Annotated in this window: 17 protein-coding genes; 7 read left to right on the top strand and 10 right to left on the bottom strand. The window is 66.2% G+C overall.

Going from position 1 to position 13,422, the window contains the following annotated elements:
• Positions 1 to 62 precede the first annotated feature (62 nt).
• Positions 63 to 350 carry a YggT family protein gene (locus ACGYK9_RS12110; RefSeq protein ID WP_067267829.1) on the bottom strand — a complete coding sequence of 96 codons (288 nt, stop codon included), beginning with the start codon at positions 348 to 350 and terminating at the stop codon, positions 63 to 65.
• Positions 351 to 482: 132 nt separating this feature from the next.
• Here ACGYK9_RS12110 and ACGYK9_RS12105 point away from each other — a divergent pair, with 132 nt between their 5' ends.
• From ACGYK9_RS12105 to arfB, 6 genes are all read left to right on the top strand, one after another.
• Positions 483 to 1,061, top strand: coding sequence for an acyl-CoA thioesterase (locus ACGYK9_RS12105; RefSeq protein ID WP_067267849.1), 579 nt, complete (start codon positions 483 to 485; stop codon positions 1,059 to 1,061).
• A gap of 104 nt (positions 1,062 to 1,165) precedes the next feature.
• The gene (locus tag ACGYK9_RS12100; RefSeq protein WP_394410944.1) at positions 1,166 to 2,539 is read left to right on the top strand and encodes an MFS transporter; all 1,374 of its coding nucleotides are present in this window, start codon (positions 1,166 to 1,168) and stop codon (positions 2,537 to 2,539) included.
• Positions 2,536 to 3,480 (top strand): penicillin-insensitive murein endopeptidase, encoded by a 945-nt coding sequence (mepA, locus tag ACGYK9_RS12095; protein ID WP_394410941.1) that lies wholly within the window; start codon positions 2,536 to 2,538, stop codon positions 3,478 to 3,480. The genes ACGYK9_RS12100 and mepA overlap by 4 nt, the downstream gene beginning before the upstream one ends.
• Positions 3,453 to 4,367: an esterase-like activity of phytase family protein gene (locus tag ACGYK9_RS12090; RefSeq protein ID WP_394410938.1), complete on the top strand. Its 915-nt coding sequence runs from the start codon at positions 3,453 to 3,455 to the stop codon at positions 4,365 to 4,367. Before mepA ends, ACGYK9_RS12090 begins: the two co-directional genes overlap by 28 nt.
• Positions 4,368 to 4,430: 63 nt before the next feature.
• Complete coding sequence (locus tag ACGYK9_RS12085) at positions 4,431 to 5,051, top strand: queuosine precursor transporter (RefSeq protein WP_271688480.1); 621 nt, start codon at positions 4,431 to 4,433, stop codon at positions 5,049 to 5,051.
• A 330-nt stretch (positions 5,052 to 5,381) separates the two neighbouring features.
• Positions 5,382 to 5,804: an alternative ribosome rescue aminoacyl-tRNA hydrolase ArfB gene (gene arfB, locus ACGYK9_RS12080; RefSeq protein WP_067267837.1), complete on the top strand. Its 423-nt coding sequence runs from the start codon at positions 5,382 to 5,384 to the stop codon at positions 5,802 to 5,804.
• Between the two features lie 3 nt (positions 5,805 to 5,807).
• Here the strand turns inward: arfB and cobF are convergent, their stop codons facing one another.
• From cobF to cbiT, 7 genes are read right to left on the bottom strand one after another with little or no spacing between them, the layout of a single operon-like run.
• Positions 5,808 to 6,557, bottom strand: a complete 750-nt coding sequence (gene cobF / locus ACGYK9_RS12075) for a precorrin-6A synthase (deacetylating) (protein WP_394410935.1) — start codon at positions 6,555 to 6,557, stop codon at positions 5,808 to 5,810.
• The gene (locus ACGYK9_RS12070; protein ID WP_394410932.1) at positions 6,554 to 6,856 is read right to left on the bottom strand and encodes a DUF1636 family protein; all 303 of its coding nucleotides are present in this window, start codon (positions 6,854 to 6,856) and stop codon (positions 6,554 to 6,556) included. Before ACGYK9_RS12070 ends, cobF begins: the two co-directional genes overlap by 4 nt.
• A complete protein-coding gene (gene cobA, locus ACGYK9_RS12065; RefSeq protein ID WP_394410930.1) occupies positions 6,853 to 7,578 on the bottom strand; it encodes a uroporphyrinogen-III C-methyltransferase in 726 nt (241 codons plus the stop codon). Before cobA ends, ACGYK9_RS12070 begins: the two co-directional genes overlap by 4 nt.
• Positions 7,578 to 8,900: a cobyrinate a,c-diamide synthase gene (locus tag ACGYK9_RS12060; protein ID WP_394410928.1), complete on the bottom strand. Its 1,323-nt coding sequence runs from the start codon at positions 8,898 to 8,900 to the stop codon at positions 7,578 to 7,580. Before ACGYK9_RS12060 ends, cobA begins: the two co-directional genes overlap by 1 nt.
• Complete coding sequence (gene cobM / locus ACGYK9_RS12055; RefSeq protein WP_394410926.1) at positions 8,897 to 9,682, bottom strand: precorrin-4 C(11)-methyltransferase; 786 nt, start codon at positions 9,680 to 9,682, stop codon at positions 8,897 to 8,899. Before cobM ends, ACGYK9_RS12060 begins: the two co-directional genes overlap by 4 nt.
• A gap of 5 nt (positions 9,683 to 9,687) precedes the next feature.
• Positions 9,688 to 10,056, bottom strand: a complete 369-nt coding sequence (locus ACGYK9_RS12050; protein ID WP_394410924.1) for a cobalamin biosynthesis protein — start codon at positions 10,054 to 10,056, stop codon at positions 9,688 to 9,690.
• Entirely contained in the window at positions 10,053 to 11,234 is a 1,182-nt protein-coding gene (cbiT, locus tag ACGYK9_RS12045) for a precorrin-6Y C5,15-methyltransferase (decarboxylating) subunit CbiT (protein WP_394410921.1), read from the bottom strand. Before cbiT ends, ACGYK9_RS12050 begins: the two co-directional genes overlap by 4 nt.
• On the opposite strand from cbiT, the gene ACGYK9_RS12040 reads away from it, so the two are divergent.
• Entirely contained in the window at positions 11,233 to 11,982 is a 750-nt protein-coding gene (locus tag ACGYK9_RS12040; protein ID WP_394411384.1) for a cobalt-precorrin-6A reductase, read from the top strand. The two genes, cbiT and ACGYK9_RS12040, sit on opposite strands and share 2 nt — an antisense overlap.
• On the opposite strand, the gene cobJ is transcribed toward ACGYK9_RS12040, so the two are convergent.
• A complete protein-coding gene (gene cobJ, locus ACGYK9_RS12035) occupies positions 11,958 to 12,692 on the bottom strand; it encodes a precorrin-3B C(17)-methyltransferase (protein ID WP_394410918.1) in 735 nt (244 codons plus the stop codon). The genes ACGYK9_RS12040 and cobJ overlap by 25 nt on opposite strands.
• Positions 12,689 to 13,420 carry a precorrin-2 C(20)-methyltransferase gene (gene cobI, locus ACGYK9_RS12030; protein ID WP_394410915.1) on the bottom strand — a complete coding sequence of 244 codons (732 nt, stop codon included), beginning with the start codon at positions 13,418 to 13,420 and terminating at the stop codon, positions 12,689 to 12,691. Before cobI ends, cobJ begins: the two co-directional genes overlap by 4 nt.
• Between the last annotated feature and the right edge of the window lie 2 nt (positions 13,421 to 13,422).

Genomic DNA, 13,422 nt, shown 5'->3' with positions numbered 1-13,422 from the left:
AACAAAGCGTGAACAAGGCCGGATAAGCGCGACATCGGCGCGCGGGCGGGCCGGGGCACGGGTCAGTAAAAGGCCGCTGCGTTGTTGGTCAGCACGATCCGCGCCATGGCAACGGCGATCAGCACGATCAGGGGGGCGAGGTCCAGACCGCCCATCGGCGGAATCACATTGCGCACGCGGCTATAGACCGGCTCAAGAATGCGGTTCAGCCCGTCCCAGATCTGCGCCACCAGCGGTTGGCGCAGGTTCAGCACCTGAAAGTTGATCAACCAAGACATGATGACATGGGCGATGACGATGAACCAAACGATGTTCAAAAGCAGCATCAGGATCTGGAACAGCGACGTCATGGAATATCCCCTTGGTTTGACGCAAGACAGTTAAGCGCCCCGCCCTCAAAGGGCAAGAGTGCCGCGACGTATATGCTTGACCGCGCAGCGCTTCCGCCGCAGATCCGCGGCGTCACGACAAAGGAAAGCCTCATGTTCCCGATCATCCGCATGGCCAAAGACGTCATCGTCGCCGCGCGGCAGGCACCGCTGGACAATCTGACCGACACCCATGTCAGCCATCACATCTGCTGGCCGCATGACCTCGATATCTGGATGGAGTTGAACAACGGGCGGGCGCTGTCGCTCTATGATCTGGGCCGCACCGCCATGGCGCAGCGGGCCGGGCTGATCACGCTGCTGCGCCAGAACAAATGGGCGATCACCATCGCAGGCTCCAGCACGCGGTTCCGCCGCCGCATCCGCATGTTCGAGAAGTTCGAGATGCGCAGCCGGACCCTGTGTTGGGACGACAAGTTCATCTACCTTGAGCAATCCATGTGGAAGAAGAACGGCGAATGCGCGAGCCATGTGCTCTACCGTTCCGCCGTCACCGATCGTAACGGGCTGATCCCGCCGGAAAAGGTCTTGCAAGCGATGGGACGGCAGCAAGCTTCGCCTGAGGTGCCGGGCTGGGTGGCCGAATGGATCCGCGCTGATGCGCACCGCCCCTGGCCGCCGATGCAGGACGCGGCCCCGACCCCCGATGCGGCAGGGCCGCTTTCGGCCTGAGCCGACCGCCCTCCTCTGCCTCACCCCATGCCCTTACTGACGCTTGCGCCTTGCGCCCTGCCCTGCTCTAACTTGAAAAAGGGCAGGCCGCGAAAGGGCGCAACATGGCACAGACAGGCGGGCGCAAGCGCATCTGGGGATGGTATTTCTTTGATTGGGCCAGCCAGCCTTACAACACCCTGCTTCTGACTTTTATCTTCGGCCCCTACTTTGCTCAGACCGCGACCAATGCGCTGGTCGGAGGCGGGATGGAGCTTGGCGCCGCCAAAGCCCAAGCGCAGGCATACTGGGGCTATGGTCTGGCGCTGGCGGGCGTCGCGATTGCGGTGCTGGCCCCGATCTTGGGCGCGGTGGCGGATTCCTCGGGGCGGCGGATGCCTTGGATCAGGCTCTTCTCGGCCATGTATGTGGTCGGCGCGGGCGCGCTGTGGTGGACGGCCCCGGCGGATTTCTCTCTGCTTTGGGCGCTGTTCTTTTTCGGCATCGGCTTGGTCGGGATGGAGTTCGCGACGATCTTTACCAATGCCTACCTGCCCGAGTTGCACCCCGACGCGGATGAGCGGGGGCGCATTTCCGGCGATGGCTGGGCCTTTGGCTATGCGGGCGGGGTGCTGGCGCTGATCGCGATGATCGCCCTGTTTCAAAGCGGCGCGAATGGGCGCACCATGGCGGGGCTGACGCCGCTTTTCGGGCTCGACCCGGCGACAAAGGCCGACACCCGTATCGTCGGGCCACTGACGGCCATCTGGTACGCGGTCTTTATGATCCCCTTCTTCCTCTATGTGCGCGACAGGCCGAAACCCGGCGCCGTGCGCTATCGCGTGGGTGCGGGTCTTGCGGATTTGGTGCGCACCCTGCGGGGGCTGCCGAAACACCCGTCGCTTCTGGCCTATCTCGGCTCGTCGATGTTCTACCGCGACGCGCTGAACGGGATGTATACCTTTGGCGGGGTCTATGCGCTTGGGGTGCTGGATTGGTCGATCCAAGAGATCGGCATCTTCGGCATCCTCGCCGCCATCTCGGGCGCGGTGTTCTGCGTGCTGGGCGGGCGGATCGACCGGCGCATCGGCCCGATGCCGATGATCGTGGCCTGTTGCGTCATCCTCATCGCCACCGCCTGCCTGATCATCTCTCTGGGGCCGAATTCCGTCATGGGCGTTTCTTTGCCCGAAGGCTCTGCCCTGCCCGATATCCTGTTCTACGTCGCCGGGGCCTCTATCGGCGCGGCGGGCGGTGCGCTACAGGCATCCTCGCGCAATATGCTGACCCGGCAGGGAAACCCCGAGCGGATGACCGAGGCGTTTGGCCTCTACGCCCTCTCGGGCAAGGCCACCTCCTTTCTCGCACCGGCGCTGATTGCCCTGACCAGCGACCTCACAGGCAGCCAAAGGCTGGGGATCACCCCCGTCGTGGGGCTTTTCATCATCGGATTGATCCTGTTAGCCTGGGTCAAACCCAAGGGAGATTTCGCCACATGACGCTGCTTCGCACCCTCACCTCCGTGGCGCTTGCCTTCGCGCTCGCCTCCTGCGGGGGCGGCCGGACCGAGACCGACATCAGCGGTGAGAAGGTCGCCCTGCCGACCATCGGCTCTTCGGGCGGCGCATTGAGCACGGTCGAGGCCAAGCGGCTTTTCGGCGCCAAAAACTTTGCCTCCGCGCAGTCTCCGGCGGCTTTCGGCAGCTATTCCAAAGGCTGCCTTGCCGGGGCCGAGCAATTGCCCGAGACAGGTCCGACATGGCAGGCCATGCGCCTGTCGCGTAACCGCAACTGGGCCCACCCCGAGATGATCGACATGGTTAAAAAGCTCAGCCGCAAGGCCGCGCAGCAACCCGGTTGGGAAGGCGTCTATGTCGGCGATATGAGCCAACCGCGCGGGGGGCCGATGCTGACCGGTCACGCCAGCCACCAGATCGGGCTTGATGCCGACATCTGGATGCTGCCGCCGAAGTCCCTGAACCTCAGCCGGGCGCAGCGCGAGAATATCTCCTCGATCTCCATGCGCCGGGCGAGCGGGGCCTATGTGAATTCCTCTTGGACACCTGCGCATCACGAGGTGATCAAGGCTGCGGCCCAAGACCCCCGCACCGCGCGTATCTTCGTCTTCCCCGGCGCCAAGGTGCAGATGTGCGCCGATGAGAAAGGCGACCGCAGCTATCTGCGCAAAATCCGGCCTTGGTACGGGCATCACTATCACTTCCACATCCGCATCAGCTGCCCCAAGGGCGCGCGGGGCTGTGTGGATCAGGCCCCGCCCCCGCCCGGTGACGGCTGCGCCGATGCGCGGCAGTGGCAGGCCAATATCCTGAACCCGCCAAAGCCCGACCCGAGCGCGCCCAAGGTGAAACCCAAGCCCAAGCGCGACATCCTGCTTGCGGACCTGCCTGCCCAATGCAACGCCGTTTTGAACGCAAACTGATCCGCGCCTGCCTCCCGTTCTTCCTGCTCATCGCCTGCGTGGCCCCCGCCGCGCAGACAGGGCCGGTGGTGCAGGTGGACAGCGTGCTGACATGGCGCCATCCGGCGCCGTGGTTCGGCGGCTTTTCCGGGGTTGAGGTGAATGCCGATGGCACCCGCCTCACGGCGGTGTCGGACCGGGGCCGTGTCGTGCAGGCGCGCATGCTGCGCGAGGCGGGCCGTTTGGTCGCGCTTGAGATTGAGGAGGATGCGCCGCTCAAAGATGCCGATGGCAAGCCCCTGCGCGACAAGATGCGCGATGCCGAAGCGCTGGCGCGTGACGGCAGCGGGCAACTCTACGTCTCATTCGAACACGACCACCATGTCGCGCGGCTGTCGCCCGAGAGCGGCGTCACCACCCCGCTGCCCAGACATGACGACTTCGCCAAGTTCGAGCCAAACGCGGGGATGGAGACTTTGGCCGCCCACCCCGATGGGCGGCTCTTTGCCGTCCCCGAAGGCGGCGTTCCCACATCCGATGACTTCCCGCTTTATGCCTTTGACGGCAGCAGTTGGACGATTGCCGCGGAGGTTCCGCGCCGGGGGCCGTTCCTACCCGTGGATGCGGATTTTGCCGAGGATGGCACGCTTTACCTGCTGGAGCGGACGATCACGCCACTGGGCTTTCGCAGCCGCATCCGCCGGTTCGACCTCACCGCGCCTGCGCTTGGCGAAGAGACACTGCTGACCTCCGGCCCCGGTCAATATGACAACCTCGAAGCGCTCAGCACTTGGCAGGATGCGGCGGGGCAAACCCGGCTGACCCTGCTGTCGGACGACAACTTCTTCGTCATGCAGCGCAATGAGGTGGTCGAGCTGATCCTTGCCAAACCGGGTTCCGGCGACTAAAGCCGTTTCGTCTGCGATCCCCGCAGGCCAAGTCGCCGCACCCTTGCACAAAACGGTTCACATATGACACGCACCTATCTTCCCGGCATTCTTGCCATGGCCGCCATCGTCGTGGCCTCGAATATCCTTGTTCAGTTTCTCTTTGGCCAATGGCTGACGTGGGGCGCTTTCACCTATCCGCTCGCCTTCCTCGTCACCGATGTGATGAACCGTCTCTACGGCGCCTCTGCCGCGCGTCGGGTCGTTTTGGTGGGCTTTGTCGTGGGCCTGATCTGCTCGCTCATTGGCACGCAGATCATGGGCGAGTTCGGCCCGCTGGTGACGATCCGCATCGCCGTGGCTTCGGGCACCGCCTTCCTCGTGGCGCAGCTGTTGGACGTGACGATCTTTAACCGTTTCCGCGATGGCGCATGGTGGCGCGCGCCCTTGGTCAGCACCTTGATCAGCAGCGCGATCGACACAGCGCTGTTTTTCTCCATCGCTTTTTCGGCCAGCCTGTCGTTCATCCACCCCGCCACCGATGTGGCTTGGGCCGCTGAGACGCTGCCGCTTTTGGGCACGGGCCCGCTCGCGCCGCTTTGGGTCTCGCTCGCCGTGGCGGATTGGTCGGTCAAACTGGCCATCGCGCTGATCGCGCTGATCCCCTTCCGGCTGCTGACCGCACGGCTGACCGCCCGCGCGTGATACTGGCGCAGGGGGCCACCCCCTGCCGCCGCGCCCCTCTAAAAAAACGCTTTGCGAATTTCAAAACCTGTGCAACGCTCAGGGTGAGTTCAACAACTGTAAAGGAGGTGATCCAGTGTCAAGAAAGGTATTGGAGCGAGGTGTCGGAACAGCCAGCGGGGTTTCCTGCTAGGGCAGCCCCTGGCAATGCAACCACCTGGTAGACGTCGGTCTAACCGATCCCCCTCCTGAAACCATTCGATTGGGCCGCTCCGCAAGGGGCGGCCCATTTCGCATTCCCCCTTCACCCTTACGGCGCGGGCTGGCATGTTGCGGGGGCAAGGAGAGCCCATGCTGCACATCAACGATGACATCGCCATTCAGGATTGGGAGCTGACGGAAAGCTTCATGCGCGCCTCCGGCCCCGGCGGGCAGAATGTGAACAAGGTCTCCTCGGCGGTGGAACTGCGGTTCGAGGCCGCCACCTCGCCCTCCCTGCCGCAACCGGTCAAGAACCGGCTGCGCCGTCTGGCCGGGCGGCGCTGGACGACCGAAGGCGCATTGGTGTTGCAATGTGACGAGACCCGCAGTCAGGCGCGCAACCGCGAGCTGGTGCGCGAGCGTCTGGCCGAGTTGATCCGCCGTGCCCTCACCCCGCCGAAACGCCGCATCGCCACCCGCCCGACGCTGGGGTCGAAAAAGCGCCGCCTCAAGGCCAAGAAGGTGCGCGGCGAGGTCAAGGCGATGCGCGGCAAGGTCGATCCCGACGGTTAAGGATCAGCCGCGCCGCAGCAGGTAGATGTCCATGATCCAACCATGCGCCGCGCGGGCGGCGGCACGGGTGGCAATGATGTCTTCGGCAACCTCGGCCAACGGGCCATGGCGGATGATCTCTTCGGCCATGCCAACGTAGGCGCCCCACCAGATCGTCACGCCTTCCGCGTCCAACGCCTGAAAGGCGCAATCGCCATCGAGCATGATCACCAGCGTATCGACCCCTTCGGGCCAACCGTGATCGCGCAATTGCCGCCCGGTGGTCACCATGAAGGGCGCGCCGATTTCATTCAGCGGGATCGCATGAGCCGCCGTCAGCCCTTGCAATGAGGTGATGCCGGGGATCACGGTGATACGCGGCGCAGGTTCCAGCCGCGCGGCGATGCGCAGGGTGCTGTCATAAAGCGATGGGTCGCCCCAGACCAGCAGCGCCACCCGCCGGGCGGTCGGATGCTGGGCCATCGCCCCGCGCCATGCCTCGGCAATCGCATCATGCCAGTGGTCAACGCGGGCGCGGTAATCTTCGATCGCCGGGTCACGCACGGGCAGATCGAAGCCGACGACCTGCACCGCCTCATTGGTCAGCACCTCGTCGCAGATGCTCCGCCGCAGCCCCGCCAGATCATCCTTGCCCGCCCCCTTTTGCGGGATCAAGATCAGGTCTTGCGCGTTCATCGCCCGGATCGCTTGCAGGGTCAGATGCTCAGGGTTGCCGGTGCCGATGCCGATCAAAGTGAGTTCAAGCGCGCTCATCCCGGTATCCTCGCAATCGCTTTCAACCGCAGCCCGCCGAGCACCCGCGCATCAGGAAATTTGCCATCCGGCGACGCGCGGTAGAGCATCACGAAACGGCGCAGGTCATCCATATCCGCTTCGGTGATCTCTCCAAACAGATAGGCCACCTTGCCCGGCGCGCGAAAGGCGATGGTCTGGCCCCGCGAGCAGCCTGACATACAGTCGATGCCTTCGACCTCCACCTCGGACAGACCCGCGCGGACCACATCCAGAAAGCCGCCATCAGCGGTGCAGGAGGTGCAGACGAACGCTTTCACGTCTCGAACTCGGCCAATGGTCCGTAAAAGATCAGCGCGGGCGTGGTGCTGCTGGAGCTCTCCAGATGGCGCGCCAGCGTTTCGATCGTGAAGCGCTGCACCTTCTCCGCCGGGGTCGAAACCGCCTCGGCCAGCAGCGCGGGCGTGTGGCCTGGCAGCCCGTGTTCGATCAATCGTGCAGCAAGGCCCGCGAAGGTGCGTTTGCCCATATAGACCACGGTGGTCGCCATCGGATCGGCCAAGGCGGCCATGTTCACGTCGCGCGGCAATTCGCCGGTCACATCCGCGCCGGTGATGAATTGCACGCGCCGCGCCGTCATGCGGCGGGTCAGCGGGATGCCTGCGGTGGCGGCGGCGGCAGAGGCGGCGGTGACACCCGGCACGATCTCGAAAGGGATATCCGCCGCGCGCAGTGCGATGATTTCTTCCTCCAGCCGTCCGAACATGCCGCTGTCGCCGGATTTCAACCGCACGACCTTCAGCCCGGCTTGCGCATGATCGACCAGAACGCGGCTCACATGGTCTTGCTTGGGCGAGGCGCGCCCGGCCCGTTTGCCGACGCCGATCAGGTCCGCATCGGGCCGCGCGTGTTCCAAAATCGGGCCTGCGCTGAGGTCATCGAAGAGCACCACATCCGCCGCCTGCAACCGTGCCACGGCCTTGACGGTCAAGAGCTCCGGGTCACCGGGGCCGGAGGAGACGAAGGAAACAAAGCCTCCCATCACAGCGCCGCGATCATGTGAAAGAAGGTGCCCGTGGCACGCCCGCCCCCCGCGAAATCGCGGACCGAGCCGGTCTCGGGCACTTCAAGATCATTGGCATCGGTGATCCGCGCCAGCGGGGCGTCCGGCTCGGCAAGGATCGTGGCATAGTGGAACTCATGCCCGCGCAATTCGGCCCGTGCGGAATGGCCGGGGATCGGCGCGTTGAGGTCGGCCTGACGGTAGCCCAGATGCATCTTGCGCTTGGCGAAAGAGGTCTCCAGCCCCAGAAGCCCCGCCATCTCATGCTGGGTGCCTTCCTTGTCGATGAGACCCGCGCCCATCGCCATATAGCCCCCGCATTCGCCGTGTACGGGGCGGGTGTCGGCAAAGGCGCGCAGCCCGTCGCGGAATTGCGCGGCGGCGGCGAGCCTGCCGGCGTGGAGTTCAGGGTAGCCACCGGGGAGCCAGCAGCAATCGGCACTGTCGTCCGGCGCTTCATCGGCGAGCGGGGAGAAGGGCAGAACCTCTGCCCCCGCCGCGCGCCATCCGGCCAAAAGATGCGGATAGACAAAAGCGAAAGCGTTGTCCTGCGCCAGCGCGATGCGCTGCCCGGGCGGGGTGATCTGCGCCGGTGCGGGTGGGTTCTGCAACGTGCCCCGCGCGGCGGCCCGCAGGGCGGGGACATCGACATGGGCCGCGACGAAGGCCGCCGCCTGCCCCAACAGATCGGGCAGGTTTTCCTGCTCTCCGGCCTGCACCAGCCCGAGGTGACGCTCGGGCATTTCGATCTCCACCCGGCGCGGCAGTGCGCCGAAGACTTTGATCCCGACAGCCTCCATCCCCGCGCGCACCAGCGTCTCATGCCGTGGGGAGGCGACGCGGTTCAACACCACGCCCGCCAATTCCACATCGGGCCGCATTTCGCGAAAACCAAGCGCCGTGGCCGCCACCGATTGCGCCGCCCCCGATACGTCGAGCACCAGCACCACCGGCCAGCCCATCAGCGCCGCGACATCAGCGCTGGCGCCATTGCCACAGGCCCCCGGTTTGGCCACCCCGTCAAACAGCCCCATCGACCCCTCGCCGAGGATCAATTCGGCCCCATCGGCATTGCCGACCAGCCCTTCGATCCGCGCGCGGTCCATCGACCAACTGTCGAGGTTGAAAGACGCCCGGCCCGAGGCCGCCGTGTGAAAGGCCGGATCGATGTAATCGGGGCCGCTTTTGAACGGCTGCACCGCGACACCTTCGGCGCGCAGCGCAGCCAGCAGCCCCAGCATGAGGGTTGTCTTGCCGGTGCCGGAGGCCGGGGCGGAAATCAGCAGGCCGGGCGGGATCATGAGGAGGTCTCCGGAAAGCGCGGCTCGGCCCCGACGGGGCGGAAGCGGCGGTCATAATCGGCGGCGTATAGGCGGCTCTCGCCGAAATCCTCGGCCCCGATGGCATGGCCCACGAGGATCAGCGCGGTGCGGGCCATTTCCTCGCCCACCTCGGTGCGCAGGGTCGCAAGCGTCGCTTTGACGATGCGCTGATCGGGCCAGCTTGCACGCCAGACCACGGCGACGGGGCAATCGGCACCGTAATGCGGGGTCAGTTCTTCGACGACTTTATCGAGCACATGCACCGACAGATGGATGGCCAGCGTCGCCCCGGTGCGGGCGAAATTGGCCAGCGTCTCGCCTTCGGGCATCGCCGTGGCGCGGCCCGAGGTGCGGGTCAGGATCACCGATTGCGCCACGCCCGGCAGGGTCAGCTCGGCCCCCAGTTCCGCCGCGGCGGCGGCAAAGGATGGCACCCCCGGCGTCACGTCATAGGCGATGCCCATCTCGCGCAAGCGGCGCAGCTGTTCGCCCATCGCCGACCAGACCGACAGGTCGCCCGAATGCAGCCGCGCCACGTCATGACCTGCGGCATCGGCGGCGGCGATTTTCTCCATGATGTCATCCAGCGACAACCTTGCGGTGTTAACGATCCGCGCCCCCTCGGGGCAGTGGCTCAGCAACGCCTCGGGCACCAGCGACCCGGCATAGAGGCAGACCGGGCAGGCCGCGATCAGGTCGCGCCCGCGCAGGGTGATGAGATCCGCCGCCCCCGGCCCGGCCCCGATGAAATGTACAGTCACGGTATCTATCCTTTCCTCTCGGCAATCGCCGCGGTGGCCATGGCATCGCCCGAAACGACGCGTTCGGCAACCAATACCGCCCCCGGCCCGGCGGCAGCCAATGCGGCGGCCTCGGACAGGGAGCCGGTGCCGAAACGGTCTTCGATCCGGGCCGATTGCGTAGGGGTTATCATGCGGGCCAAGTCTTCGGTGGTGATGCCCAGCCCCGGCACGCCCAACTCCTGCGCGAAGTCGCGAAACACGGTCGCACGGGCCTTGGCGGCTTCGGTCACCAGCGCGTCGATCTTGGTGCCATCTGGGTTGGCCCGCGCCAGCGCATCGCGCAGCGAGGCGACGCTCGCCGCGCCCCGAAATCCGATCCCGGCCAACCTCATAAAGTCACGCTCCATTGTACCACGGGCCGCAGCGGCTGCCAGCCGCGCATCCGGCCCAAAGGCGCCGCCTGCGCCAATTCGATCCGCAACAGGGTGCCGCCATGCTCCGCTTGCAACTGCGCCAAAAGCGCCTCGGTTTCCAGCGTCACACCGTTGGCGACCAGCCGCGTGCCCGCTGGTAGCGCAGGCAGCAGGGCATCGTAAAGCGCTGCGTTGCCGCCGCCGCCAACAAAGACCACATCCGGCAGAGGCTGCCCCGCCCAGACATTTGGTGCGCGGCCATGAAACGCTTGCATACGCGCGTTCAGGCCGAAATCTGCGATGTTGCGGGTGATATTCTCGACCCGCGTGGCGTGCTGCTCAAAGGCGATGGCGCGCCCACCGGCAAGACAGAACTCGACCGAGACCGAGCCGCTGCCCGCGCCGATGTCCCACAGCAACTCGCCGGGCCGAGGGGCGAGGGCCGACAGCGTCAGCGCCCGCACCGGCGCCTTGGTGATTTGGCCGTCGCTGGCAAAATGGTCATCCGACAGGCCGGGGGCGCGCGGCAGGCCAATGCCCTTGGGCAATTCCACCCCGACCGCCACCGGCGCTTGCACATCCGACAGATCGAAGCCATCCGCCTGCACCGCCCGCACCCGCGCGTCGGGGCCGCCCAGCCGTTCGGCCACATGCAGCCTGGCCGCGCCTGCGCCCTGTGTGCAAAGAAACTCCGCCAGCGCCGCAGGGGCTTTCCCATCGCGCAGCAGGCAGATCATCCGCCCCTTGGGACGCAGGGCACCGCGCAACTGCGCCAGCGGTGCGGCGTGAAGCCCATGGCAGGTAATCTCCTCCAACCGCCAGCCAAGCGCATTGGCCACCAGCGAGAAGGTCGAGGGCGCGGGCAGGCTGTGCCATTCGTCGGGCTGCAACGCGCCGACGATGCTGCCGCCCGCGCCGAACCAGAAGGGATCGCCCGACACCAGCATCGCCACACGTTTGCCGCGCTCGGCCAACACCGGCTCGACCGAGAAGGGCACCGGCCAAGCCCGCCCGCGCGCGCCTGCGCCTGCCCGCTCCAGATGGCGCGGCCCGCCAAAGATCACCTCGGCCTTTGCCAGCGCTGCGCGGCTTGCCGCGGGCAAGGCATCCGCGTTATCGTCGGGCATTCCGATGAAGCTGAGCCAAGGATCACCCATCATGCGCGTCCTTCTTTTGGGTGGCACCACCGAAGCCAGCGCCTTGGCCCGCGCCTTGGCCAAAGCCGGGATCGACGCGGTGTTTTCCTATGCCGGGCGCACCGACAGCCCCGTGGCCCAGCCCCTGCCCACCCGCGTCGGCGGCTTCGGGGGCGTGGCGGGGCTGGTGGCCTATCTCGAAGCCGAAGCGATCACCCATGTTGTCGACGCCACCCATCCCTTCGCCGCGGGGATGAGCAACAATGCCTTCGTCGCCTGCGCCCGACAAGACCTGCCGCTGGTGCGGTTCGAGCGCCCCCCGTGGGAGCCGCAGGAGGGTGACGATTGGACTTTCGTGCCTGACATCAGCGATCTGCCCGCCGCCCTGCCCGACAGCCCGGCGCGGGTGTTTCTGGCCATCGGCAAGCAGCAACTGGCGCTTTTCGCCGCGAAACCGCAGCACCGCTACCTCCTGCGCCTTGTCGATCCGCCGCGCGACCCGCTGCCGCTGCGACAAACGACCCTTGTGCTGGCGCGTGGTCCGTTCGACGTGGCGGGTGACACCGCGCTGATGCAGACCCATGCGATTACCCATGTGGTCGCCAAGAACGCCGGAGGCGCTGGCGCGCGGGCCAAGCTGGATGCCGCCCGCGCGCTTGGCCTGCCGGTGATCTTGGCCGACCGGCCCGCCCTGCCGGGCGAGGTGGCCGCCAATGATGTGACCGAAGTGATGCATTGGCTACATCATACCGCGCTGCGCGGCGTATAGACATAGCGTCCGACCCGCCGCGTCGCGGAATTGCCGACAATCACCACGGTGCGCATATCCGCCATCTCGGGCGTCGCCTCGCCCAATGTGACGGTATTGAACGCCTCTTCCGGCGTGGTCACGGCGCGGGCGAAGGTGATCAGCCGGCCCGGCCCGCATTCGGCGCGCAGAATGTCCAACGCCTCGGCGAATTGATGCGGGCGGGATTTGCTGCGGGGGTTGTAGAAGGCCATGGCGAAATCCGCCCGGGCCGCCATCCGCAAACGGTGCTCCACCATCGCCCATGGCTTGAGGTTGTCGCTGAGGTTGATCGCGCAGAAATCATGGCCCAAAGGCGCCCCAAGCCGCGCCGCCGCCGCCAGCATCGCCGTGATGCCGGGCAGCACGCGGATGTCGACGCTTTCAAACGCCGGTTCCCGCTCCACCGCCTCGAACACGGCTGAGGCCATGGCAAAGACGCCCGGATCACCCGAAGACACCACCACCACCCGCGCGCCCGCCTGCGCCAGTTGCAATGCGTGTTCGGCACGGTCCAACTCCACCCGGTTGTCACTGGGGTGCAGGGTCAGCCCGTCGCGCGGGGTGACACGGGCGACGTAAGGGATATAGCCGATAACGTCTGTGGCCTGCGCCAAGGCCTCGGTCACCTCGGGCGTGACAAGCGCGTCGTCGCCGGGGCCGAGGCCCGCGATATGAAGGATGCCGCTCATGCCTCGGCCTCCGGTCTGCGGCCTTGACCATGGACCAAGACGATCGCGAAATAGGGGCAGTCGTCATCCGCCACGTCAGAAAGCCTCGCCACCCGCTGGTCGGGCATGGTGCCGCGTTCGACCAGCCAAGCGTCCTCCAACTTGCCCGCCGCCGCCAGCGCGCGGCGCACGCTCGGCAGGTTGCGGCCCGTCTTCATCACCACCAGCGCATCGGCGCGCTTCATGTGATCGGTCAACTCGGCCTCGGGCAGCGTGCCCATCAAGACGGTGACCACGTCGTCGCCCCAAGTGAAGGGCGTATCGAGCGCGTTCCAGCAGCCCACCATGCCGGGGATCGCGGGCAGCACCTCAACCTCGGCGCGGCCCTGAAGCCGCGTGTGCAAATGCATGAAGGAGCCGTAGAAGAAAGGGTCGCCCTCACACAGCACGACCACCTCGTGATCCTGCGCCAGCGCTTCGAGCCGGTCGGCCCATTCCTCGTAAAAGGCGACCATCTGGGCGCGATACTCGGGCGAATCAAAGCGCAACTCGGTGGTGACGGGATATTCCATCGCATATTCGACCACGTCGTCGCGCAACATGCCCTCGACGATGCGGCGCGCCTGTCCGGCGCGGCCTTTCTTGCGGAAATACGCCAGATGCCGCGCGCCGCGAATGGCACGGTCGGACTTCACACTCATCAATTCCGGATCGCCGGGGCCAAGGCCCGCGCAGATTACCTTGCCCATCG

Origin of the sequence: Sulfitobacter sp. 1A15258, from assembly GCF_043557045.1 — a bacterium.
Taxonomy (GTDB): Bacteria; Pseudomonadota; Alphaproteobacteria; order Rhodobacterales; family Rhodobacteraceae; genus Sulfitobacter; species Sulfitobacter faviae.
Note: the sequence above shows the minus strand (reverse complement) of the source record. Positions and strands in the feature narration are given on the sequence as shown.

Coding starts and splice junctions, on each gene's coding strand:
- ACGYK9_RS12060 (WP_394410928.1), bottom strand. CDS start 8,900: ATGATCCCGCCCGGCCTGCTGATTTCCGCCCCGGCCTCCGGCACCGGC.
- cobI (WP_394410915.1), bottom strand. CDS start 13,420: ATGGGCAAGGTAATCTGCGCGGGCCTTGGCCCCGGCGATCCGGAATTG.
- cobJ (WP_394410918.1), bottom strand. CDS start 12,692: ATGAGCGGCATCCTTCATATCGCGGGCCTCGGCCCCGGCGACGACGCG.
- ACGYK9_RS12100 (WP_394410944.1), top strand. CDS start 1,166: ATGGCACAGACAGGCGGGCGCAAGCGCATCTGGGGATGGTATTTCTTT.
- ACGYK9_RS12105 (WP_067267849.1), top strand. CDS start 483: ATGTTCCCGATCATCCGCATGGCCAAAGACGTCATCGTCGCCGCGCGG.
- ACGYK9_RS12050 (WP_394410924.1), bottom strand. CDS start 10,056: ATGAGGTTGGCCGGGATCGGATTTCGGGGCGCGGCGAGCGTCGCCTCG.
- arfB (WP_067267837.1), top strand. CDS start 5,382: ATGCTGCACATCAACGATGACATCGCCATTCAGGATTGGGAGCTGACG.
- cobF (WP_394410935.1), bottom strand. CDS start 6,557: ATGAGCGCGCTTGAACTCACTTTGATCGGCATCGGCACCGGCAACCCT.
- cobA (WP_394410930.1), bottom strand. CDS start 7,578: ATGGGAGGCTTTGTTTCCTTCGTCTCCTCCGGCCCCGGTGACCCGGAG.
- ACGYK9_RS12110 (WP_067267829.1), bottom strand. CDS start 350: ATGACGTCGCTGTTCCAGATCCTGATGCTGCTTTTGAACATCGTTTGG.
- cbiT (WP_394410921.1), bottom strand. CDS start 11,234: ATGGGTGATCCTTGGCTCAGCTTCATCGGAATGCCCGACGATAACGCG.
- ACGYK9_RS12085 (WP_271688480.1), top strand. CDS start 4,431: ATGACACGCACCTATCTTCCCGGCATTCTTGCCATGGCCGCCATCGTC.
- mepA (WP_394410941.1), top strand. CDS start 2,536: ATGACGCTGCTTCGCACCCTCACCTCCGTGGCGCTTGCCTTCGCGCTC.
- ACGYK9_RS12090 (WP_394410938.1), top strand. CDS start 3,453: ATGCAACGCCGTTTTGAACGCAAACTGATCCGCGCCTGCCTCCCGTTC.